The 21,677-nt window shown below is 65.0% G+C and carries 20 protein-coding genes and 1 pseudogene; 4 read left to right on the forward strand and 17 right to left on the reverse strand.

Features of this window, described 5'->3' with window-relative positions; translation table 11 throughout:
• Nucleotides 1-108: 108 nt before the first annotated feature.
• From EJ071_RS23800 to EJ071_RS23825, 6 genes are read right to left on the reverse strand one after another with little or no spacing between them, the layout of a single operon-like run.
• Nucleotides 109-972 (reverse strand): RDD family protein, encoded by an 864-nt coding sequence (locus EJ071_RS23800; RefSeq protein ID WP_126100051.1) that lies wholly within the window; start codon nucleotides 970-972, stop codon nucleotides 109-111.
• Complete coding sequence (locus EJ071_RS23805) at nucleotides 959-1,978, reverse strand: stage II sporulation protein M (protein WP_126100052.1); 1,020 nt, start codon at nucleotides 1,976-1,978, stop codon at nucleotides 959-961. Before EJ071_RS23805 ends, EJ071_RS23800 begins: the two co-directional genes overlap by 14 nt.
• Entirely contained in the window at nucleotides 1,975-3,279 is a 1,305-nt protein-coding gene (locus tag EJ071_RS23810; RefSeq protein ID WP_126100053.1) for a DUF58 domain-containing protein, read from the reverse strand. Before EJ071_RS23810 ends, EJ071_RS23805 begins: the two co-directional genes overlap by 4 nt.
• Complete coding sequence (locus EJ071_RS23815) at nucleotides 3,276-4,232, reverse strand: MoxR family ATPase (RefSeq protein ID WP_126100054.1); 957 nt, start codon at nucleotides 4,230-4,232, stop codon at nucleotides 3,276-3,278. Before EJ071_RS23815 ends, EJ071_RS23810 begins: the two co-directional genes overlap by 4 nt.
• Nucleotides 4,219-5,433, reverse strand: a complete 1,215-nt coding sequence (locus EJ071_RS23820) for a DUF4350 domain-containing protein (RefSeq protein ID WP_126100055.1) — start codon at nucleotides 5,431-5,433, stop codon at nucleotides 4,219-4,221. Before EJ071_RS23820 ends, EJ071_RS23815 begins: the two co-directional genes overlap by 14 nt.
• Complete coding sequence (locus EJ071_RS23825; protein ID WP_245459956.1) at nucleotides 5,430-6,056, reverse strand: DUF4129 domain-containing protein; 627 nt, start codon at nucleotides 6,054-6,056, stop codon at nucleotides 5,430-5,432. Before EJ071_RS23825 ends, EJ071_RS23820 begins: the two co-directional genes overlap by 4 nt.
• A gap of 147 nt (nucleotides 6,057-6,203) precedes the next feature.
• On the opposite strand from EJ071_RS23825, the gene EJ071_RS23830 reads away from it, so the two are divergent.
• Nucleotides 6,204-6,995, forward strand: a complete 792-nt coding sequence (locus EJ071_RS23830) for a hypothetical protein (RefSeq protein ID WP_126100056.1) — start codon at nucleotides 6,204-6,206, stop codon at nucleotides 6,993-6,995.
• 46 nt (nucleotides 6,996-7,041) lie between these two features.
• Here EJ071_RS23830 and EJ071_RS39585 read toward each other — a convergent pair.
• The 4 genes and pseudogenes from EJ071_RS39585 to EJ071_RS23850 form a co-directional block, all read right to left on the reverse strand.
• Nucleotides 7,042-7,326, reverse strand: a pseudogene (locus EJ071_RS39585) (hypothetical protein); the annotation flags it as partial.
• Nucleotides 7,327-7,338: 12 nt separating this feature from the next.
• On the reverse strand, nucleotides 7,339-8,463 hold the full coding sequence (locus tag EJ071_RS23840) for an FAD-binding oxidoreductase (protein WP_126100057.1): 1,125 nt from the start codon (nucleotides 8,461-8,463) through the stop codon (nucleotides 7,339-7,341).
• Nucleotides 8,464-8,535: 72 nt separating this feature from the next.
• Nucleotides 8,536-10,059 carry an amino acid ABC transporter permease/ATP-binding protein gene (locus tag EJ071_RS40090; RefSeq protein WP_126100058.1) on the reverse strand — a complete coding sequence of 508 codons (1,524 nt, stop codon included), beginning with the start codon at nucleotides 10,057-10,059 and terminating at the stop codon, nucleotides 8,536-8,538.
• 99 nt (nucleotides 10,060-10,158) lie between these two features.
• On the reverse strand, nucleotides 10,159-10,995 hold the full coding sequence (locus EJ071_RS23850; RefSeq protein ID WP_126100059.1) for an ABC transporter substrate-binding protein: 837 nt from the start codon (nucleotides 10,993-10,995) through the stop codon (nucleotides 10,159-10,161).
• 193 nt (nucleotides 10,996-11,188) lie between these two features.
• Here EJ071_RS23850 and EJ071_RS23855 point away from each other — a divergent pair, with 193 nt between their 5' ends.
• A complete protein-coding gene (locus EJ071_RS23855) occupies nucleotides 11,189-12,271 on the forward strand; it encodes a LacI family DNA-binding transcriptional regulator (RefSeq protein ID WP_126100060.1) in 1,083 nt (360 codons plus the stop codon).
• A gap of 65 nt (nucleotides 12,272-12,336) precedes the next feature.
• On the opposite strand, the gene EJ071_RS23860 is transcribed toward EJ071_RS23855, so the two are convergent.
• The 6 genes from EJ071_RS23860 to EJ071_RS23890 all read right to left on the reverse strand — a co-directional run bounded on the left by EJ071_RS23860 (nucleotide 12,337) and on the right by EJ071_RS23890 (nucleotide 18,986).
• Nucleotides 12,337-13,977, reverse strand: coding sequence for an ABC transporter substrate-binding protein (locus EJ071_RS23860; RefSeq protein WP_126100061.1), 1,641 nt, complete (start codon nucleotides 13,975-13,977; stop codon nucleotides 12,337-12,339).
• Nucleotides 13,978-14,287: 310 nt separating this feature from the next.
• Nucleotides 14,288-15,259 (reverse strand): alpha/beta hydrolase, encoded by a 972-nt coding sequence (locus EJ071_RS23865; protein ID WP_126100062.1) that lies wholly within the window; start codon nucleotides 15,257-15,259, stop codon nucleotides 14,288-14,290.
• A 5-nt stretch (nucleotides 15,260-15,264) separates the two neighbouring features.
• Nucleotides 15,265-15,942, reverse strand: a complete 678-nt coding sequence (locus EJ071_RS23870) for an isochorismatase family protein (protein WP_126100063.1) — start codon at nucleotides 15,940-15,942, stop codon at nucleotides 15,265-15,267.
• 27 nt (nucleotides 15,943-15,969) lie between these two features.
• Nucleotides 15,970-17,268, reverse strand: a complete 1,299-nt coding sequence (locus tag EJ071_RS23875; RefSeq protein ID WP_126100064.1) for a Xaa-Pro peptidase family protein — start codon at nucleotides 17,266-17,268, stop codon at nucleotides 15,970-15,972.
• Nucleotides 17,269-17,583: 315 nt separating this feature from the next.
• Entirely contained in the window at nucleotides 17,584-18,561 is a 978-nt protein-coding gene (locus EJ071_RS23885) for a GlxA family transcriptional regulator (RefSeq protein ID WP_126100065.1), read from the reverse strand.
• Complete coding sequence (locus tag EJ071_RS23890; protein ID WP_126100066.1) at nucleotides 18,558-18,986, reverse strand: NUDIX domain-containing protein; 429 nt, start codon at nucleotides 18,984-18,986, stop codon at nucleotides 18,558-18,560. The genes EJ071_RS23885 and EJ071_RS23890 overlap by 4 nt, the downstream gene beginning before the upstream one ends.
• A gap of 91 nt (nucleotides 18,987-19,077) precedes the next feature.
• Here EJ071_RS23890 and EJ071_RS23895 point away from each other — a divergent pair, with 91 nt between their 5' ends.
• On the forward strand, nucleotides 19,078-19,575 hold the full coding sequence (locus EJ071_RS23895; RefSeq protein WP_126100067.1) for a GAF domain-containing protein: 498 nt from the start codon (nucleotides 19,078-19,080) through the stop codon (nucleotides 19,573-19,575).
• On the opposite strand, the gene EJ071_RS23900 is transcribed toward EJ071_RS23895, so the two are convergent.
• Nucleotides 19,572-20,627, reverse strand: a complete 1,056-nt coding sequence (locus tag EJ071_RS23900) for a YeiH family protein (protein ID WP_245459957.1) — start codon at nucleotides 20,625-20,627, stop codon at nucleotides 19,572-19,574. The two genes, EJ071_RS23895 and EJ071_RS23900, sit on opposite strands and share 4 nt — an antisense overlap.
• 354 nt (nucleotides 20,628-20,981) lie before the next feature.
• Here EJ071_RS23900 and EJ071_RS23905 point away from each other — a divergent pair, with 354 nt between their 5' ends.
• On the forward strand, nucleotides 20,982-21,449 hold the full coding sequence (locus EJ071_RS23905; protein WP_126100068.1) for a GNAT family N-acetyltransferase: 468 nt from the start codon (nucleotides 20,982-20,984) through the stop codon (nucleotides 21,447-21,449).
• Nucleotides 21,450-21,677 lie beyond the last annotated feature (228 nt).

Raw genomic sequence — 21,677 nt, forward strand, 5'->3', positions numbered from 1 at the left:
AAATCATCCGCGACAGCGTCTTTCTCCCCGTCACTATACGGGGAGAAATGCCCGGCAGGGCAATGAGGGGCGGCGCCGACGTTTCTCAGCTATCGCCAGGCTTCTGGCTCACCGCGCGTGCTTATCCGCCTTCCGGTTCCCGAGCAGCAGCTTGCGTTCCAGATGTGCCCTGAGCTCGCCGTAATAGGCGGTGAGGAAGGCTTTTGAATCGACCGGTTCGACCTTGGCGCCGATCTTGCGGCCGATGGTTTCCGCCACCGCTTTCATGGCGAAATAGTCGTCGCGGCGCAGCACTTCCTCCAGCTTGTGCAGCTCGGCAATGCCATAGGCGTCGAGCTGCGCGGCGCTGAACTGGAAGCGGGCCGCGACCGGATCCTTGCGCAGCGAAAGATCCTCGACCAGCGCCACCTTCGGCGCTTCGACCACCCAGGTTCCCGCAAGCAAGTCGCCGATCCTCAGCCGGTCCCGGTTGAAGAGCGGAAACAGCGAGAAGAGCAGCGCCCAAACCAAGCCGAAGATCGTCGACAGCGTGTCGGCGACGCCGGCGCTGCCGCGCGCCGCAAGGATCGACAGCGGCAGGAACACCTCGATCTCGCGCATCAAATTGCGCGCGATGACCTGGTCGAGGGTAAGGCCCGCGCCGCTGCGCGATGCGACCCGCACGCCGACCATCCGCTTGCCCGGCGTCGCTGCCCGCCGGCCCGCCTCGAAGGCGATGAAATAGACATTGCGCAGCAGGAAGATGAAAATAATCCAGACGATGAAGAGCGGCTCCGCGTCCTGCACGCCGAGGCCGCCTAGTCCGAAGATCGCGACGAGACTGACGACGACCGCGGCGACGATGATGATCACCACATCGAGCAGGAATCCCGAAGCCCTTGTGCCGGCATCCGCCAGTTTCACGCGAAGATCCACGCCCTCCGGCGTGACCAGAGGACGCACGAGCGCGGCAGGGTTCCTAGCCGTTGCCATGCCGCACCGTCCGGAACAGGTAGAAATAAGAGATCCAGAGCGCCAGCATGCCGCCGCCGATCGAATAGCGGGCGACGTCGCTGGTGATCGTCTGCCGGCCGATGCCTTCAAGCAGGCCGGCAAACAAGAGCATCACCGCGACGCCGACCATGGCAGTCGCCGCAACCCGTCCGGCTCGGGCGGCCGCGGCCATGCGTGTCAATTCGCCGGGAAAGGCGATGCTGGTGCCGATGCGCATGCCGGCGGCACCCGCGATCGCGATCGCGAAGAGCTCGGTGGTACCGTGGATCGACAGCCAGCCGCCGAGCTGGAAGCCGAGCCCCTTGGCGGCGTAGATCTGGAAGATGGCGCCGAGCATGCAGCCGTTCATCAGGATGATCAGCACGCTCGGCACCGCGAAGGCGAAACCGAGCGCGAAGGCGAGGATCGACACCTGCGTGTTGTGCGTGAAGAGATAGGCGGCGAAGCCCGAGAGGAAATGGCCGCCGCCATCGCCGTAGAGCACGCTGCGCAGCATCTCGGCGGACGAATCCGGATTGCGCCCGCCGGCCAGGCTCGGCGCGATGATGGCGTCGTACCAGCGCTTGTCGGAGGCGACCAGCCAATAGCCGGCAATGGCGCCGATCACGGTGAGCGAGACCGACGCCCACACCTCGCGCCACAGGTCGCGGATAGCCGCCGGCCAGTCGTGCAGGAAGAAGTCGCCGATGCGCGTTCTTATAGATCGCCGCGCGCCATAGAGGTAAAAATAGCCGCGCAGGCAAAGCGCTTCGAGATAGGCGATGAGCGCGCTGTCGAGCGAGGTCGCGCGCGCCACCGAAAGCGAGGACAGCGCCGAGCGGTAGAGCAGGGGCAGCGATAAGAGTTCGTCTTCCGACAGCGTGCGCGGCGCGCGCTTCTCGACGCGGGCAAGCAGCGCCTCGAACGCCTTCCAGTCGGCCTCGCGTTCCTGGCGGAAGCTCGCCAGGGACTGGCGGACGGCATCTGTGCCGGCGGGCAGCGTCATAAGAGGTTTTCCTCCTTGAGCTGGATATAGCGCTCGACCAGCGCCGGGCCGAGCCGCTGGTGGTCGGCCTCGATGACATGCGCGCCGAGCAGCCGCAGCCGTCCGATCACCACCTGCCGCTGCCTGAGCAAGTCGCCCGCGGTCACCGCTCGAGCCACGTCTTCCGGCATGGCCGGCGCCATGTCGGCCAGCGTCTCCAACTCGACGTCCTTCATCAGCATGAACAGCACCAGATGCCGCTCGGTCAGCCGGCCGACGGTGCGCAGCATCAGTTCGGCGCTGATCGGATCGACGAAATCGGTGAAGACGATGACCAGCGAGCGCCGGTCGAGCTTTGCCGACAGCGTCGTCAGCGCCAGCGTGAAATTGGTCTCCTCGGTCGAATAGTCGATTTCGGCCGCACGCTTCTGGATCATGGTGAAGCTTGGCGAGCCGCGCACCGCGCCGCTGGAGACGCGGGGCCTGGCGTCGAAGGAGAACAGGCTGACGAGGTCGCCGCCCTTGAGCGCGATGAAGGCCGACAGCAGCGCCGCCGTCACCGCGCGGTCGACCTTCGGCACGCCGTCGACCGGTTCGCACATCAGGCGGCCGCTATCGATGGCTAAAACGATGTTGTTGTTCTCCTCGATGCGGAACTCGCGCGCCAGAAGCTTGCCGTGGCGGGCGCTGCGCTTCCAGTCGATCATGCGCCGGCCCATGCCCGGCTGATAGTCCTTCAGCGCCTCGAACTCGCGGCCCTGGCCGGCGCGCTTTTGCGCATGGCCGTCGGCAAGGGCCGAGCGCTGCAAGAGCGTGATCGCCTCGTCGCGCGCGCGGCTGACATCGGGCAGCACCGCAACCTTGCGGTCCATCGGCAGCACGACCTGGTTCCAGACCAGCCCGAACGGCCCCTGCCAGCGCAGCCACAGCCGATCGAAGCTGGCAATACCGCGCCGGATGGCGTCGAATTCGAGGTCGAGCATGCCGCCATTCGCGGGCAGATCGCCGCCCGTGCCGTTGACCGGCGCCAGCCGCTGGTCATGCCCGACGCGCGCCTGCAGCCGGCGCGCCTTTGCGCCGAGACCGGCCGCGATGTGCAGCGTGAAACGCCCGCCGACACCGACCTGCGGCGGCGCGGTCAGCGTGGCGCTGAGCGAGGCGCGGCCGCGCCCTGCCGCCGCATCCACCGCCAGGAAGGCAAGCAGCACGCAGATCCACAACAGGCCGAGATACCAGACATGCGGTAGCGCGAGCGCGATCAGGAAGGCGGGAATCGCCCCCGCCGCCGCTGCCCACACCGCTCTGCCGCTCGGATAGATCAACGCGGCGCTTCCGTCTGGTCGACGAGGTCGGACACGATCTGCTCGACCAGCCGACCGTCGATCTGCGCTGCCGGCGAAAGGATGACGCGGTGGCGCAGCGCCGGCACTGCGAGCGCCTTGACGTCGTCGGGGATGACGTAGTTGCGGCCGTCGAGCGCCGCCCTGGCGCGCGCCGCCCGGGCCAGCATGGCGCCCGCGCGCGGGCTGGCGCCGACTTCAAGGTCCGGGCTTTCGCGCGTGCCGCGCACAAGCGCCGCGATGTAGCCGACGACATCGTCGACCAGCGTGACGTCGCCCACCGTGGCAAGCGCCGCCTCGAGCGTCTTGCGGTCGGTCCGCGCCGTGATGCCGTATTGCTCGATATTGTGCGAGACCGAGCCGCCGCCGTGATGGACGATGATGGCGCGTTCTTCCTGCGCATCCGGATAGCTCACACGGTGCTTGAACAGGAAACGGTCGAGCTGCGCCTCGGGCAGCGGATAGACGCCCTGATGCTCGATCGGGTTCTGTGTCGCCACCACCATGAAGTTCTTGCCGAGCGAGTGCGTCGTGCCGTCGAAGGTGACGGCGTGCTCCTGCATGGCTTCCAGCAGTGCGGCCTGGGTCTTCGGCGGCGTGCGGTTGATCTCGTCGGCGAGCAAGAGGTCGCAGAAGATCGGGCCGCGCGTCAGCGTGAACTGGCCGGTCTGGAAATTGTAAATGTTGGAGCCGACGATGTCGCCGGGCATCAGGTCGGGCGTGAACTGGATGCGCCCATAGGCGACGCCCAGCGCCTGCGCGAAGCAGCGCGCGGTCATCGTCTTGGCGGTGCCTGGCGGACCTTCGAGCAATATATGCCCGCCCGCGAACAGCGCCGTCAGCATCAGATCGACCGTGTCGCGCTGACCGGTGATCGCTTTCGCCACTTCTTCCCTGATCGCGGTCGCCAGGGCCTTCACTTCATCGACGTTCACCGAGCCTCCTTGCCGTCCAGTCATGCAGCTCTTCCGCTGCTTCATGCATTCCGGCCAAACTATTGGAATCGTTCGCCACCTTGAAGCGCGCTGTGAAGCCGTTCGTTTCGCTTTTGTCGCGGGAATCCAGCCAGCGGTCGAGCGCCTCGCCCTGCAGCCCGTGCGGCGCGCCGAGCAACGCGGCGGCGCGTTGGCGCATCAGCGCCGCGTAACGGTCGCCAAGTTCTTGCAGCCGGCCGGCACGCTTCAACAACATCGCCGTGGTGTCGACCAGCGCCCGCTTGCCGAAGGCAATGGCGCGGCCTTCGGTTCGCGGCGGGCCGAACCGGCCAAGCCCATGCAGGAACGCAAGGGCCGCCGCCGTCAGCACCGACAGTGTCAGCGCCAGGAAGGGCGGCTCGACCAAGAGCTTGGCGAGATCGTAATTCTGGCCGATACCGTGCAGCGTCAGGTCGAACATCACCGCGCCTTTCGCAGGCTCGAGCATGGCGATCATGTCGAGCGCCGCGGCGGCTTTCTGGGGATCCTTCAGCGCCGCGTTGTTGATGAAATCGGGATCGGTCAGGATGTAGAAGGGCTCGTTGTCGAGCTCGGTCAGAATGGCCTTGCCATCGCCCGCCGAGATCAGCGGATGCTCGTCGGCCACCCATTGCAGTTCATCAGGCACAGCGATCTTGCGGCCTTGAACGTCGATCCGATCGACCGTTGGCTTGCCTTCGCCAAGCTTCGCCTTGTCGAGCCGGCCGAGCCAGTCGTTGACCACCGTGCTCGGCAGCCGCTCGACCTTTGTCTCCCAGCCGTCATGGCCCAGCAATGGCATGGTTTGCCATTTGGGCAGCACGAACAGCGTGTCCTTGCCCGAGCGCAGCTTGACGATGCGCTGGAGCGTGGCCGGGTCGCTTTCCGGCGCGATGGTGACGATCAGCAGGAAGGTGGACGCCAAAGCAGATTCCAGGTCCTTCTCGCCGCGCGCCATCGGCGGCGCCTGTCCGTTGGTAAGCTTCAGCCATTCGACAAGCCCGGCATAGCCGGTGCCGCCCTTGGAAAGCGGCGTGCCCCCGCCTTCGGGCTGGCGGAAATCCGGGGCGTAGGTCGAGAGGAGAAAGAATCCGGCGGCCGCCAGCAGACTGGCGAAGATGCCCCAGAACAGCGTCCTGCGGCTGAACGGCGCCTCGGCTGCGTCTGTCGCCTCCGCGCTCATGCCCAGGCATCCCGGAAGGCGAAGCGCTCGTAGGCGCCGCGCGCCTGCTGCCAGCCTTCGGCGCCGACCGGCCGGCGGGCGAACAGCGCGGCCTCGACGATGCGCGCGATCTCGCTGAAGGCCGTGCGGGGGCGGGTGGGGATCGAACCCGCGGCGGCGATGTCGCGCGCGGTCAGCGATGGGCGCAGGAAATCGGGCAGGCGGGTGGCGATGTCGGCGACACTGCGGCGTAAAAGCAGGTGCACCGCCTCGTCATAGTCGCCGCGCGCGGCGAGCGCATCGGCCTCGGAGAGCAGGGTCTGCGCAGCGCCTGCATCCGGGCGCCATTCTTCTTGCGCCTCCGCCTCCTTGCGGGCGCGCCGCCACGGCAGCCGCCAGGCGACACCCTTTGCTTCGAGGATGAGCAGGAACACGATGATCGCGACGCCGGTGATCACCGCGCCCCAGAACAGATAGATCATGTAAGGGCCGATTTTCGCCAAAGCTTCCAGCAAAGGCTTCAGCCATTCCGGCGGCTCCGGCCGCACCAGCGCCGGCAGGTCGAACTGGATGGAATCGTCCGCCAGCAGCTGCTTGTGCATCTTGGCCAGCCATTCGGCGTCGGCCGTGCCCGGCTCTGTCACCCGCGCGTTCCCCCTGCAACCTGCGGTTCGGCTCCGACACTGGCAATATGCCTAGACAATTGCAAGTGCACTGGACGCGGCCCGTCAATCTTGGCAAATTTACTTTGAAGTCGCCGAATTGGATGCGGCGGCTCGGGGGAAACTATCATGACCACTGCGACATTGGGACGACCCGGCAGATTCGAGATCGGCAGGGTGTTCAACACTACTTTCGGTGTGATTACGCGCAACATCGGGCTTTGCGTTGGATTGGCCCTGCTCTTTTCGGGGCTGCCGACATTTCTTTTTCAGCTCTGGAATGAAGCTCGGATGGGTAAGTTGGCAGGCGTCGATTCGTCCAACCTCGCGCTGGCCGACCCGAATGTGGTGATCCGGGATTCACTCTTCACCTTTGCCTTTGGTCTTGTTTATTTCCTTCTATCGCTACTGCTGCAGTCGGCCCTGGTCAGGGCAACGATCGAAGACCTGAACGGCAAGAAGCCCGGCTTCGGCGACAGCATTCAGATTGCCCTTCAGTGCCTTTTGCCCACGATCGGCATCGGAATTTTGGTCGCCCTCGGCACCGGCATCGCCTCCTTAGCGCTGCTGGTGCCCGGCATCATCTTGTGGCTTGGCTGGTCGGTATCCGTACCCGTTCTGGTGCAGGAGCGTCGCGGTGTTTTCGGCTCGATGTCGCGCAGTCGGGCGCTGGCCAAGGGCAACCGTTGGTCTCTCTTCGGCCTGTTCGTCATCCTTTTCATACTGGCAATGGTCATCCAGGCGGTTCTTGGCACCTTCGTCTATCTCTTTGGCGCCGGCATTATCGGTTCCGTAGTCGGCGCCGTGGTTTCCGCGGTGATGTCGACGGTTATGTCCACGGCGACGGCCGTCAGCTATGTCGAACTGCGCCAGGTCAAGGAAGGCACCAGCGTCGACGAACTGGCGGAGATTTTCTCGTAGCGAAGCGATCACCGCCGTCCTCCGATGAGGGCGGCGGCCAGCTACGTCAGTGACAGCAGCCGTGCCTTGATCGCACGCTCGTGCGGCATAGGCAGGACGAGGTGATCGGCACATCCGCCCTGCCAAGTGCTGTGGCAAGTTTCGCCTCGAGGCCGGGCAGTTCCTCGCTCTCGCCGCGCCGCTTCAGGCATTCGACCACCCCGTGCAGCGCCCAGACATTGTCCGGGTGCTCCGCGCAGCGCTGGACTGCGCCGCTGAGGCCAAGGTCGTCGCGACAGGCTTCCTCTGCGTGGCCCTGGTCAAGGAGAAGTGCGGCCAGCGCGTGGCGTGGCGCAAACGCTTCTCAGCTATCGAACCGTGCCGGACGAAACGGCTCGAGCAACGGACTGGGCGTGCCGCTGACGATCTCGCTGGCGAGCAATTCGCCCGCGACGAGGCCAAGCGTTGCGCCGCTGTGGCTGAAGACGACATGGTAGCCGGGAATGCCGGTCAGTTGCCCGATCACCGGCTCGCCGTCCGCCGGAATTGGTTTCGGCCCCATGTGATGACTTTCCAGCGCCAGCGTCGGGTTGCCTTCAAGCACTTTCGAGGCTTCCTCGAGTAGCCCGGCGATCGTTGACGGTTTTGCCTCGTAAGTGCCGTCGTCGTGCACGATGACCTCATCCTCGGACCAGGCCGAGTCGAGCGCGAAGGCGCCGTTCGGCGTCGGCCGGATGGCGACGCGCGGCGTGTTGAGCACGGCGCTCAGCGGATGCCGGACCGGTTTGCTGAAGACGAGCAGTGCGCGCGTCGTGCCATCGCCGATGCGCTTGCCGACCTTGGCCGCCATGCCGGGGACGGCCGGGCCCGTCGCGACGACAACAGCATCGCAATCGATTGTCTGGCCGGAGACCGTCTTCACGCCGCCAACGCGGCCATTGGTGAGGGCGACGTCGGCGGAGCCGGCGTCGGTTAGAATGCGGCCGCCACGCTCGTGGAATTCGCCGAGCAGCAGGGCGATGAGCGACGGCAGATCGACCCAGCCTTCGCCGGCATTGAAGATCGCACCCTGCGGCGACACGGCGCCGGCGTCGACACCCGGCGTGACGGCGGCGATTTCGCCCGGCGCGAGCAGTCGTGTCTCATAGCCGATCTCCTGTTCGTGACGGAAGATTTCCTTGATCTGGTTGGAAGCGTCGTCGGCGTCCCAGGTGAGCCCGCCATCGAGGCGCAGCCAGGCGCCGCAGTCGTGCTTTGTCGCAAATGCCCTGTAGCGCTCGATACCCTGCATGCGGAGCTTGTGGTAGGCCACCGACCGCTTTCGCGCCGAATTTAGCCAGGCGAGCGAGCGCGACGATGCGCCGTTGGCGACCGGGCCATCATTGACGATGGTCGTCTCCGCGCCCAGCCGGGCGAGATGGACGGCTGTGGAAACGCCGAAGATGCCGCCGCCGATGACGGCGACCTTGAGGGCGGATTTATAAGTCATGAATGCAGCTTTCGATGATCAGACAGTTGGTGTTCGGGATTATGCTCGGGTACGGCCGCGCGACGGCATCGTTCACAGCACCTCGGCGAGGAATTGCTTGAGCCGGGGACTCTTCGGCCTGTCGAAGATTTCCGCCGGCGGGCCGACCTCGACGATGCGGCCCTCGTCCATGAAGGCGACCTGATCCGCCACCTTGCGGGCAAAGGCCATCTCATGGGTGACGACGATCATCGTCATGCCGCGCCGGCCGAGATCGGCCATCAGGTTGAGCACGCCCTTGACGAGTTCGGGGTCGAGCGCGCTCGTCACCTCGTCGAACAGGATGACCTCGGGGTCCATGGCCAGCGCGCGGGCGATCGCCACGCGCTGCTGCTGGCCGCCCGACAGGCGGCTCGGCCGGTACTCCGCGCGCGCGGCAAGGCCCACCTCGGAGAGGCGCGCTTCGGCCAGGCGCCGTGCTTTGCTTCCCGCCATGCCTTTGATCTTGGTCAGCGCCAGCATGACGTTCTCGATCGCCGTATGGTTGGGGAACAGGTTGAAATGCTGGAAGACCATGCCGATGCGCCGGCGCAGCGTTTCCGGCTTCATCGCCAGGATGCTCTCGCCGTCGAGCAGCACGTCGCCGGCCTTGGGTTCGACGAGCCGGTTGAGGCAGCGCAGCAGCGTCGATTTGCCGGAGCCCGAAGGGCCGATGACGCAGGTGACGGTTCCCGGCTCGACCTTGAGCCGGATCTTTCTCAGCACCTGCAACTCGCCATAGGCCATGTCGAGATCGCGCACTTCGAGGCCGCCGGCCTTGATGGCGGGCCGTGCCACCTCGTGCCGGGGCTTGCCCGCCGTGTCCTTCAACTCGCCGACCTCGACGAGACCGCTGACGACGCCGCCAGGCTTTTGCTTGCCGAGCCGCAGGCGGTTGTCGATGTGGTTGACGACGTGGGTCAGCGGCACGGTGATGATGAGGTAGAACATGCCGGCCAGGAGCAGCGGTGACAGATTGCCGGTGACCACCGCCTGGTCCTGGCCGATGCGGAAGATCTCGCGCTCGGAGGCGAGCAGGCCGAGGAAGTAGACGAGACTGGAATCCTTGACGTTGCCGATGAACTGGTTGACCAGGGCAGGAAGCACGCGGCGCACGCCCTGCGGGATCACGATCAGCCGCATGCCCTGGCCGTAGCTCATGCTGAGCGCGCGGCAGGCTTCCATCTGGCCGCTTTCGACGCTCTGGATGCCGGAGCGGAAGATCTCGCCGATATAGGCGCCGGCAATCAGGCTGAGCGCCACGATCCCGAGCGGGTAAGGGGAGGGCCCGAAAATCTCGCGGCCGATGCGGGCGAAGCCTTGCCCGATCAGAAGAATGGTGAGGATTGCCGGCAGCCCGCGAAAAATGTCGGTGTAGATGCGCGCGGGGAGCCGCAGCCAGGCCGAGCGTGAGATGCCCATCACGGCAAGCACCATGCCGATGAAGATACCGAGCACCGTCGATGCCGCGGCGAGGATCAGGGTGTTCTTCAGCCCGACCGCAAGCAGCGCCGGCAGCACCGAGGCCATCGCATCCCAGTCGAAGAAACTGCGCTGAAGATTTTCTAACCAATCCATCCGTCAACCTGCCTTGCGCGGCGGCGCGACCACCGCGCGCGATCTCTCACGGCCTGCCGAAAGGGGCCGCCGGCATTCGCGCCGGCGGCCGAGCGCGGCTCAGTTCTTCTTGGGGAGATATTGCTCCGGCATCGGCGATCCGGGGAACCATTTCTGGTAGAGGTCGCGCCAGGTGCCGTCCTGCATGGCTTCGTGAATGCCCTTGTTGAGTGCTTCGCGGAAGGCGTCGTTGCCCTTGCGCACGACGAAGCCCGCGGGAGCGTCGAAAGACGGGATGTTGATCGCGATCTTCAGGGCAGGATAGCGTTCGCCATATTGTTTTGCCGCCTCATAGTCGAGGAAATGCCCGTCGACCGTGCCGTTGTTGAGCGCGGCTATGGCCGAGTTGTTGTCCGGGAACCTCACCAGGTCTGTGTTCTTGAAGTTCTTGCTGGCGTAGATCTCCTGCAGCGTGCCCTGGACGACGCCGAGGCGCTTGCTGGCCAAACCCTCCGGCGAGGTGATCTTGGGGTCGGACGTCAGCACCGACAGGTAGCCGGCGAGATAGCCGTCGGAGAAATCGACCGTCTTCTTGCGCTGCTCCGTCGTTCCTATTGCCGCGACCGCGACGTCGAAGCGCTGGTTGGCGACCGAGGGCATCAGCGCCGAGAATTCCTGGCCGGTGAAGGTCACCTGATCCGGCTTGAAGCCCATCCGGCCCACCACGTTCTGGAAGAATTCGAGGTCGAAGCCGGTAAACTTGCCGTCGGTGGTGGTGAAGGCATAGGGCTTGGCATCGCCCATCGTGCCGACGCTGATCGTCTTGGCATCGATAAGATTGTACGGGTTGTCCGCCGCCCAAGCCTCGGGCAGCGACAGGGCGGCAAGCGCGACTGCGAAGACGAAAGAGCCGATGCGCTGCCGCCGGCTCGATGTGAAAAGACCTCTGATGTTCATGGCTGTTCTCCACTCTGACGATCAGTTCGTGCGCGGGGCGCAGCGAACAATTTCGATACGGCCTGCGATCCGACGCTTCGGGCGTTCTTTTTCTTGTGAGACCGGTCTCAAGTGCGAGTGAGACCGGTCTCTTGACATTTGTAGGCACGGGAACGACGATCCGTCAAACGAATTTGAAAGCGACTTTTCCACAATGAAGCGCCCACCCAAGGCCCCCTCCGTCACCGTCAGCGACGTCGCCCGCGCGGCGAAGATTTCGAAGGCGACCGCCGCGCGGGTGCTTGGCGGCTATGGCCGGGTGAGCAAGACGGTCCGCGCTGCCGTGCTCGAAGCGGCGAAGGCGCTCGACTACCGGCCGAATGAGCTGGCGCGCAGCATGACCACCGGCCGGTCGGGCAGCATCGGCGTCGTCGTCGGCGACATCGAGAACCCGTTCTTCTCGCTTGCGGTGCGCGGCATAAGCGACGTCGCGCGCCTGTCGGGCATCAACGTCATCCTGGCCAATTCTGGCGAGGAGATCGAAGCCGAGAAGAGCGCGATACGCGTTCTGTTGGCAAAGCAGGTCGACGGCCTGATCGTGACGCCCGCCCAGTCCGGAGATATCGCCCACCTCAGGGAGATTGCTTGCCCGTTGGCACTGCTCGACCGGGCATTGCCGGAGCTCGATGTCGACACCGTCACCGTCGATGACCGCAATGCGGCCCTGCGGGCCACGCGCATGCTGACGCAGGCCGGGCACCGCAGGATCGCCTATGTGACCGCCGCTCTATTGTCCGGGGATTTTCGCGGCGCCGAGTCGAGGATCAACACCTCCACTGTGCGCGAGCGCATCCTGGGCTTCCTCGAAGCCTGCCGCGAAGCCGGCGTACAGGGGGCGGAGCGCAACATTCATTTCGGCAGCGGGCGATCGGACAGCGCGCACGCGGTGCTGCAACGTCTGCTCCGGGATGCCGGACGGCCGACGGCGATCCTTGCGTCCGACAGCGTCGTGGCGCTCGATCTGTTCAAGGCGATCCGCGAATGCGGGCTCAGCATTCCGAGCGACATATCGCTGATCACCTTCCACGACGCCGACTGGACGAGTGTGACGACGCCGCCGATCACCGTCATCGACCAGCCGGTTTATGCATTGGGGAAATCCGTGGCGGAGCTCTTGATCCGCCGCCTGAAGGGCGATGATCGGCCGCCCGAGAGGATCGTCCTGCCGACGACGATCATCGAACGGATGTCGGTAGGCAGTCGCCCGAGCCAATCGGGCGATCGATCCGACTCATGAAAGCAGGTGCAAACCGACCGGCGCGGCTCTGCTGAGCCACGCCGGCCGAGCCAGTCCCTGGGGGATCAGGACTCCAGCCAGACCTTTTCGAAATGCTGCTCGAGCGCCTGGTGCTGCTCGCAGCCGTTCACGCCCTTGCGATAGGTGCGGTAGACCGAGCGCCAGTAGGGCTGGATGATGACGCCGGAGTCGCGCAAATTCTGCTCGATCTTGGCCATGATCTCCTTGCGCGCCGCCGCGTCGGGCGTCGCCAGCGCCTTGTCGAGAAGTTCGTCGAACTCCTTGTTCGAATAGGCGCTTTCGTTCCAGGCCGCGCCCGATTTATAGGCGAGCGCCAGCACTTGGACGCCGAGCGGACGGCCGAGCCATTCTGTGCAGGAATAGGGGAACTTGCTCCAGTCGTTCCAGAAGGTCGCGGCCGGCAGCACGGTGCGCTTGATCTTGAGGCCCGCCTCGCGGATCTGGGCGGCGATGGCGTCAGCGGTGCTCTTCTGCCATTCGACGTCGACCGAGATCAGCTCGTATTCGTGGTCGGCCTTGCCGGATTCGGAGAGCAGCTTCTTGGCTTGATCGACATCGCGCTTGGCCGGTCCGATATCGGCGAATTCCGGATGCATCGGTCCGACATGGTGGTTGTCGGCGGGCTTGCCCCTGCCGTCGAGACCGAGCTTCAGCACGGCCGCATTGTCGACGGCAAGCTGGGCGGCGCGGCGCACCTTGACGTCGTCATAGGGCGCATTGCCGACATTGAAGCGAGCGACGATGGTCGAGCCGGTGGCGATCTCGGAGTTCTGCAGGCCCATCTGCTCGGTCTGCGACACGGCGTCCGAAGCGGTCTCGTGGTCAGTGTCGATCTCGCCGGATTCGAAGGCCGACAGCATGGCGTTGGGGTCGGAGCCGTAATCGACCCATTTGATGCCGTCGAGATAGAAGTCGCCCTTCCACCATGGCTTGTCCTTGCGCTTCACCTCGGCGCCCGTCTCGGCGTCCCAACTCACCAACTCGCAAGGGCCGGTGGTGATGGCCAAAGCCTTCTTCGGGTCGGCGTCGCCCTCATAGGAGCGGTGCATGATCAGCGCCGGATAGTCGGCCATGCCGGCGATCAGCGAGATGTCGGGCTTGGGCAGGTTGAGCTTGACGGTGTAGTCGTCGACCTTTTGGATGCCGCCGTCGACCGGCTTCTTGGTGTCGGCGTTGACCAGCGCACCCATGCGGGCGGCGACCGAATTGCCGGCGACCGAAGCATCGCACCAGCGGTTGAGGTTGTGGATCACGTCGTCGGCATTGAAAGTGTCGCCGTTCGACCAGGTGATGCCCTTGCGCACATTGAGCGTGATCGTCTTGGCGTCGTCGCTGGTCTCCCAGCTTTCGAGCAGCCAGGGCTCAAAGGCGAAGTCGGTTTTCCAGCGCACCAGATATTCGTTGCAGTGGCGCGCGACGTTCGACATCTCGACGCCGTCGAATGTCCGCGGATCCTTGAATCCCTTGACGTTCATGGCGACGCGGAGCACGCCGCCCTTTTTCGGCTCCTCGGCGCGGGCGGGCGAGGGGGCAAGGCCGCCCAGCGCCAGGGCGCCGGCGGCGCTGACGCCGAGGCCTGCCATAAGCGCCAGATATTCGCGCCGGCTGATCGCGCCTGTCTTGAAATCGTCGGCGGTCGGCTTCGCCCGCGGGTGCAGTTTTCTGTCGGTCAGCATGAATTTCATCGTCGTTCCCTCTTGGTTGGGCGCGCGGTGTCGCCAGGTACAGGGCGGATGCGACCGCCGGGGCGCCGTTGCCTGCCGAGGAATGATAGGTCCGCTTTCCGCAGCGAAATGTTTGGTTTTCCGCAGTTCTTGTGCGCTGTTCCGCAGGGCGAGAAAGTTGGCCTAGACGGCGTCGCCCCCTTATCCGGCCGCTTCGCGGCCACCTTCTCCCCAACTGGGGAGAAGAGATTCGCGCCGGCGCTGACAGACTCCTCTCCACTCGGGGAGAGGTCAGCCGAGCGAAGCGGAGGCTGGGTGAGGGGAGCGCCGTTCAATACGGCCACTCGCCCCGCCCAAGCGCTCCGACCTCCGCGATAATCCTCGCAAACGCTTCTGCCGCGCGCGGCACCGTCGGGCGAGCGCGCAAAAAGCTGTGCACCAGCCGCTTCTCCTCGCGCCACCAGGCCCGCCCGCCGGCAGCTAGAATCCGGTCGCGATAGGCTTCGCCATCGGAGGAGAGCGGGTCGCACTCGGCGGTGACGATCACCGTCGGCGGCAGGCCGGAGAAATCGCGATCCCTGAGCGGCGAAAACGTCGGGTCGTCGAGTGACTGCCCGGGCGCCGAGCGGACGCGGCGGTAGAAGTCGATATCGGCGAGCGTCAGCAACGGCGCCTCGGCGTGTTCGATATAGGATCGCCCGGTCTCGTCGCCGCCCAGTCCGGGATAGATCAGCACCTGGCCGATGGCATGCCTTGGATGATGCCGCGTCGCCTGCGCTACCGCCGCGGCGAGATTGCCGCCGGCGCTCTCGCCGCACAGCACGATCGGCAGCTTGCTCGTCGCCGCGACCCACTCGAACACCGCCAGCGCATCGTCGAAGGAAGCGGGATGCAAATGCTCCGGCGCCAGCCGATAGTCGGTCGAGATCACCTCGAAGCCGGTGCTGGCGCAGATTTCGGCGCAGATGTCGTCATGGCTGTCGAAATCGCCGAGCACGAAGCCGCCGCCGTGATAGTAGACGACGACTGCCGCTGCCACCTTGTCTGCCATCTGATAGCGACGGATCGGGATCGCATGCGCCGCCGTTGCGACGAGACCGTCACGGGTCGCCACACCTTCCGGACGCCCTTGGTGAAATGCGGCGCACATCCGGTCATAGACCGCGCGCTGCTCCGCGATCGGAGCGGCGACGATCTCTTGCGGGTACCAGCTATTGACCTTGTCGATATAGTCCCAGAGCTCCGGATCGAGCAGGGCGGCATATTTGCCGCGCCTTACCGGATCGGCTGGGTCGCTGGTCATCGCCGTCAGAGCTCGGCGTATAGCCGCGCCGCGTTCTCGAAGGTGAAGCGCAGCGGCACCGAGCCCTCGACCTGCCACACGCTCACCGTGTCGCCGGCCATCAGCCGGCAGGCGTCGAGCGTGTTGGTGACGGCGCCGCCATAGAGCCGATTGGCGAGGTTGAGGATGCCGGTCTGGTGCATGGCGGCACTAGCACTGCCGCAGGCGTCCTTGACCAGCAGAACGCGAAACCCGCGCGCCACCGCGTCCTTCACCGTGGCGTCGATGCAGGCTTCGGTCCACACGCCGGCAATGACCAGCCATTCGATGCCGGATGCCTTGAGCTTGTCGGCGAAGTCGTTCTTGCCGAAGGCGCTGGCTTCCTGCTTGAACAGTATCGTTTCATCGTCTTGCGGCGCGACCTCATGGCAGATCGCTGTCAGCGGATCGTCCTTGTCGGAGAAAGCCGACTTGCCGCTCTCGTCAACGGGATGGAACGGCCGCGCTTCGGCCAGGTCGACAATATAGGCCCAATGGTGGAGCGGCACGAAATTGCGCCGCGCCGCGTCTTGCAGCCGCTGGACGTTGGCGAGGATGTCGGCAAACCCCTCGACCAGATAGCGCTTGTCCTTGCGATGCTCCTCCTGGAGATCGATGAACACCGCGGCCACCGTGCCGCGCCGAATGGAAATGGGCGTTTTCATGCGGAATGTGCTGTCGGTGCGTGGGTGCTACTTGTCAAGAAATTCGTCTTCATACGGGAAATGCGAGAGCAGCTCCGTCCCCGTCTCGGTAATGAGAATCTCGTCCTCGAGCTTGACGCCCTCGCGGCCGCCTTTCTCGCCGATATAGCTTTCGACGCTCACCACCATTCCTGGCACGATGATACCGTCGCGGCCGTAGGTCTCGTAATCCATCGAATGCGCGATGAACGGCGTCTCGCCATGCATGCCGACGCCGTGCATGACCGAGGTGTAGCGCTGGTCGACGAAGCGATCCGGGATCTTCCACGCCTTCTCGGCGATCTCGCGGAACGCCATGCCGGGCTTCACGACCCCGATGTTGTGCTGCACCTGGTCGTGCGCCATGCGGTAGAGCGACTTCTGGTAAGGGGTCGGCTTGCCCGGGCCGCAGCGGAACGTGCGCGAGAAATCGGAATAATAGCCGTAGCAGCCGATCGTGTCGGTATCGAGCGCGACCAGTTCGCCCGGCCTGATCTTGCGGCCGCTCGCCTCGTTGAACCATGGGTTGGTGCGCTGTCCGGAGGTGAGCAGCCGGGTCTCGATGAACTCGCCGCCCTGGCGGATCACCTCGTGATACATGATGGCGAACAGCTCGTTCTCGGAAACGCCCGGCTTGATCGCCTCGCGCACGGCGGCCACCGCGGCTTCAGCGCCCGCCATCGAGGTCTGCAGGCACTTCACCTCCTCCGGCGTCTTCACCGCGCGCACCGCCAGGATCTCGCCCTGGCAGTCCTTCACCTCGCAGCCGCGCTTTTCCAGCGCCAGCGCCTGCAGGTGGCTGCAGCGGTCGAGGCCGAGCTTCATCGAGCCGCCGCCATGCTTCTTCAAAAGCTCGGTGATCTCGTCCGCGAACGGCCCGGCGGTCTCGTCGTCGCGGCCGGAGACGGATGACCAGACGAGCTTCGACGGCCGCGCCTCGTCGATCGTGTCGAGCACCATCGAGACATGATTGCTCTGCGGATATTCGAACAGCACGACCGGCCCTTCGGTCGGGATGAAGAAATAGCGGGTCGAATTGCGCAGGAAATAGCCGAACATGTTGCGCGAGCCGGTGGCGTAGCGCTGGTTGTAGGGATCGAACAGCACGACCGCGCCATAGCCCGCCTCGCGCATCCATGCGCGTAGCTTGGCCAACCGCCCCTTGCGCAGCGCGTCGGCGTCGATGAAGGACGGCTCGGTATCGGAAAGCCACATGCCGCCGGCGGGATCGGCCGCCGCCGGATGGCGCATGCGGTCCTTGAAGTCCACATCCTCGGTGCTGTCGGGATCGAATACGACGATGCTCATGGGAGGCCTCCTGTTCTCGCGAACATAGCCGTGCCATGGAAGATCGCCGTGCGGAATTCCGCAGATGTTGTGCTGAGTGCCGCACCAACGGCTTCGTCACCCAACGCTGGCGGGACAGCACCCCCCTTCTGGCCTGCCGGCCATCTCCCCCGCAAGGGGGGAGATCAGCCATCACAGCCGCTTTCGCCAATCTCCAGCGTCGAAAAGGGAAAGCCGGCGCCGAAGCTGCCAATCTCCCCCCAAGTGGGGGAGATGTCCGGCAGGACAGAGGGGCGCGCTGTCCCGCCGACGTCTCACCACGACAGCGCGCACCACCTAATGCCGCCGCATCGCCTTCGGCGCCTGCCCATGCTCCTCGCGAAACGCCCTTGCAAAGCTCGACATCGAAGCAAATCCGCAGGCCAAAGCGACATCGCGCACCATCAGCGTCGAATGCGCCAACAGGTCTGCAGCGCGCTTCAGCCGCAGCCGCCGGTAGTAGCCATTGGGCGAGATATCCAGCTCGGCGCGGAAATTGCGCTCGAGCTTGTCGGACGACACGCCCAGACGCTCGGCGAGGTCGGCCATGCCGAGCCTTTCCTCCACCGCGTCTTCCATGATGGCGATGGCCGACAGCACCAGCTCGTTCTGGACGCCTGTGCGCAGGCGAAGCGGCATCAGCTTGCGGTCGACGCTCGACCGCAAGGGAGAGTGCACGAACCATTCGGCGACGCCCGCCGCAAGCTCGGCGCCATAATCGCGCGTGATGATCTCCAGCATCATGTCGAGGCTGCCGACGCCGCCGGCCGAGGTGAAACGCTTGCGGTCGATGACGAAGAGATCGCGTCTGAGATCAATGTCCGGAAAAGCCTCGGTGAAAGCAGCCTGGCTGGTCCAGTGCAACGTGCAGGCGTGCCCGTCGAGCAGGCCCGCGCGGGCGAGGAAGAACGCCGCGTCCGCAACCGCCCCGATATGCGCGCCGCCGCGCAGGCTCTTCCTGATCCAGCTCATCGCCTCGTCGGCCACGACGTGGTCGGCGTCGCCACCGGAGCAAACGACGATGCGATCGACCTTCGGCGCGTCCGCCGCGGAAAAGCCGGGCTGGATGATGACGCCGTTCGATGCCTCGACGGTGCCAGGATCGGCGCCGACGATCACCCAGCGGTAGCAGTCGCGCCTGGCAAGAATGTTGGCGCCGCGCAGCGGCTCGATGACGGAAGAAAACGCCATCATCGGAAAGCCGGGAAAGACCAGCACCGCGAAGGTGACGGGCGCTTCGCTCCCCGACGGTTTTGCATGGTTCGGCGCAGTCATGACTGGCGGCCGTAGCGCGGCAGCACGATGTCGGCGGTGAGCGGCGCGAGCTCCATGCCGCTTGCCAGCTCCGGGCTCAGCCAGATCATTTCCTCGATCTCGGCTGCCGGCATCGGCTTGCCGGCAATTGCCAACTCGAAAAGCTCGGCCTCGACGCGGGCATCCGGTTCGTTGGCGGCGGGCGCCGAGAAGGAACCCAGATGCGAAGCGATCGTTGGGTCGACGACGATGCCCAATTCCTCCTGCAATTCGCGTGCAAGAGCGGCGGCTGGCGCCTCGCCCGGCTCGATCTTGCCGCCGGCCTGCATGAAGGTGCTGGTGCCGCGCTTGCGCACCAGAAGCAGCTTGCCGCTGTCGTCGCGGATCACGGCGGCGGCGATCCGAATCGTCCTGACCCCGACGGTCTTGGCATCGCTGGAAGTCACGATAGGCTGTTTCCTGACGGCGGCTTTGGTGGCAGAGAGGGCGGGACTGTAGCGGGCGCGTCAGCGCCCTTGCAACGGAGAAACGACCACGATGTTTGCGGCAACCGCCATCGACACGAGCAACAAGCCGGCCTTCTACAATGAGTTGGCCACGCAACTGAAAGCGCTGCTGGAAGGCGAGGGCGACTCCATCGCCAACGCCGCCAACACTTCGGCGCTGATCTACCAGATGGTGCCCGACCTCAACTGGGCCGGCTTCTATTTCCTGCAATCCGACGAAGAGCTGGTGCTGGGACCCTTCCAGGGCAAGCCCGCCTGCGTGCGCATCGCGGTCGGCAAGGGCGTCTGCGGCACGGCCGTCGATCTCGGCATGTCGATGCTGATCAAGGACGTGCACGATTTTCCCGGCCACATCGCCTGCGATGCCGACTCGCGTTCCGAGCTGGTCGTGCTGCTGCGCGATGCGGACGGCGTGTTCGGCGTGCTCGACCTCGACAGCCCGCTGCCTGGCCGCTTCGACAAGGAAGACCAGGCCGGGATCGAGAAGCTGGCAGCGATCTATGTTGCTGCGAGTTCCCTTGAGGGCTAGGCGAGCTTCACCAACGATAGGCTGAAGCCCGCGATGAAGATGAAGGCCGACAAGGCCAGCATCAGCGGACGCAGGCCGCGCGAGCGCAGCTCCGAGATGTCGGCCTGAAGGCCCATGGCGGCGAGCCCCATGGTCAGCATGATCTGTGCGGAAAGAGCAACCGCCGAATGAACTTGCGCCGGGATCGCCACCAGGCTGTTCAGCGCCACCACCGCGACGAAGGCCACGACGAACCACGGCATCGGCGGCTTGGCGGCGGAAGCGTCAGTGCTGCCGCGGCGCGCCATCAGGCCAAGCGCGATCACCATCGGCGCCAGCATGGCGACGCGTGTCAGCTTGGCGACGGTCGCGGTCTCGCCAGCTACAGCGCCGTTCTGGAAGCCGGCGCCGATCACCTGGGCCACCTCGTGGATCGAGGCTCCGGCCCACAGGCCGAACGTGTGCTGGCCGAGGCCGAACAGAGGCGCCAGCAGCGGGAAGCCGAGCATGGCGACGGTGCCGAACAGTGTGATCGCGGCGACGGCGTAGGTAACGTCTTCGTCGCGGGCATCGGTTACGATGTTGGTGGCGACGATCGCCGAGGCACCGCAGATCGACGTGCCGGCCGCAATCAGCTGCGCGAGCTTGGCATCGACGCCGATCAGCCGCCCCAGTGTCACGGTGAAGAAGAAGATCGCGCCGAGCGTCGCCGCAACGATGCCGACGCCGCCAAAGCCGATGCCTGCCACCTGGCCGAGCGTGAGCTGGAAGCCGAGCAGCACGATGGCGAAGCGCAACAGCCGGCGCTGCGCAAAAGCGATCCCGGCCTTGGCGTGCGTGGGCGTGCCCAGCACATTGGAGTAGACCATGCCGGCGACGACCGCGAGGATCATCGGGCTGAACAGGGTGAGCCCCGAGAGGTTGCGCGCCGAATAGGCGACGCTGGTGATCATCGCCACGAGCACGATACCGGGCACGATGACGGCCCAAAGCGAGGCCAGGCCCCTGCCTACGGGTCTGGCCGAATTCAGGCCGTTTGGAAGATCGTTCGCGGTGGCGGGCAGGAAAGACAACTGAATTCTCCAGGCGAGTTCGCCGGGGAAATGGCATTCCAGAACCAATCTTTCCAACGAATTATTCGAGTTATAATGATCGAGTTTCCAGAACGATTTGGTCACGCAGACAGATCGCCAGGATGGAGCGATGCAATCGCGTCGTCGGCGAGGCTGGCTTGACAGCGCCCCGGCGCCCGGTCCAGCGTCGCGCCATGGCCGCCTTTTTCGCAAATCCGCAGCGACGTCGCCGTTCGAAGGAGCGGCAAGCTGATTGCGTGAGGACAAAGGCCGGCTAGCAAGCCATCCGGTTCGTCTATCCCAGCCCCGCCCATCGCAACGATCGGCGGGTTTTTTGCATTTTGGAGTCTCTGAATGAACGTCGTTTCTTCCATCGAATTTCGGCCGGCCGCGCCAGCGGATGCCGATGCCGTCAAAGCCATTGTGCAGGCCGCCTATGCCAAATGGGTGCCAGTGATCGGCCGCGAGCCTTTGCCGATGCGCGCCGACTACGACAAGGCGCTGGGCGAGCACCAGTTTGAGCTCGCCGTCGAGAACGGCCGCATCGTCGGCCTGATCGAAACCATGGCGCATGACGATCACATCTGGATCGAGAATGTCGCCGTGGCGCCGGAAGCGCAGGGCAGGGGTATTGGACGGAAGCTGCTTGACAGCGCCGAGCGCAAGGCCGTTGAAGCCGGCCGCACGGAACTTCGGCTGCTGACCAACGGCGCCTTTGAAGCCAATGTGCTGCTCTATCGCAAGCACGGTTACACGATCGACCGCGAAGAACCGTTCATGAACGGAACGACGGTCTACATGAGCAAGCGGTTGGCGCCTTAAAAGCATGTCTCCCGAAAGTGGGACCGGTTTCGGGACAAAGACATGCGTAAAGTCAAAAACTAAAGCGCACGGAGCGAATCTGAAAGATCGCGACGCGCCTTAGGTCTTGTCTTCATGGATGTCGTTTTCCCGAAACCGCTGCACAGTTTCGGGCGGTATGCATCGGGAATTCAACGTGGCTCAGTCACCTGCGCTTGTGTTTGACAGGGCGGTTGCCGCATCGTTATC

It is taken from the genome of Mesorhizobium sp. M1B.F.Ca.ET.045.04.1.1, from assembly GCF_003952465.1.
GTDB classification, from domain to species: Bacteria; Pseudomonadota; Alphaproteobacteria; order Rhizobiales; family Rhizobiaceae; genus Mesorhizobium; species Mesorhizobium shonense.

Coding starts and splice junctions, on each gene's coding strand:
- EJ071_RS23840 (WP_126100057.1), bottom strand. CDS start 8,463: ATGACTTATAAATCCGCCCTCAAGGTCGCCGTCATCGGCGGCGGCATC.
- EJ071_RS23895 (WP_126100067.1), top strand. CDS start 19,078: ATGTTTGCGGCAACCGCCATCGACACGAGCAACAAGCCGGCCTTCTAC.
- EJ071_RS23855 (WP_126100060.1), top strand. CDS start 11,189: ATGAAGCGCCCACCCAAGGCCCCCTCCGTCACCGTCAGCGACGTCGCC.
- EJ071_RS23875 (WP_126100064.1), bottom strand. CDS start 17,268: ATGAGCATCGTCGTATTCGATCCCGACAGCACCGAGGATGTGGACTTC.
- EJ071_RS23820 (WP_126100055.1), bottom strand. CDS start 5,433: ATGAGCGCGGAGGCGACAGACGCAGCCGAGGCGCCGTTCAGCCGCAGG.
- EJ071_RS23885 (WP_126100065.1), bottom strand. CDS start 18,561: ATGACTGCGCCGAACCATGCAAAACCGTCGGGGAGCGAAGCGCCCGTC.
- EJ071_RS23905 (WP_126100068.1), top strand. CDS start 20,982: ATGAACGTCGTTTCTTCCATCGAATTTCGGCCGGCCGCGCCAGCGGAT.
- EJ071_RS40090 (WP_126100058.1), bottom strand. CDS start 10,059: ATGGATTGGTTAGAAAATCTTCAGCGCAGTTTCTTCGACTGGGATGCG.
- EJ071_RS23805 (WP_126100052.1), bottom strand. CDS start 1,978: ATGACGCTGCCCGCCGGCACAGATGCCGTCCGCCAGTCCCTGGCGAGC.
- EJ071_RS23860 (WP_126100061.1), bottom strand. CDS start 13,977: ATGAAATTCATGCTGACCGACAGAAAACTGCACCCGCGGGCGAAGCCG.
- EJ071_RS23865 (WP_126100062.1), bottom strand. CDS start 15,259: ATGACCAGCGACCCAGCCGATCCGGTAAGGCGCGGCAAATATGCCGCC.
- EJ071_RS23870 (WP_126100063.1), bottom strand. CDS start 15,942: ATGAAAACGCCCATTTCCATTCGGCGCGGCACGGTGGCCGCGGTGTTC.
- EJ071_RS23800 (WP_126100051.1), bottom strand. CDS start 972: ATGGCAACGGCTAGGAACCCTGCCGCGCTCGTGCGTCCTCTGGTCACG.
- EJ071_RS23850 (WP_126100059.1), bottom strand. CDS start 10,995: ATGAACATCAGAGGTCTTTTCACATCGAGCCGGCGGCAGCGCATCGGC.
- EJ071_RS23830 (WP_126100056.1), top strand. CDS start 6,204: ATGACCACTGCGACATTGGGACGACCCGGCAGATTCGAGATCGGCAGG.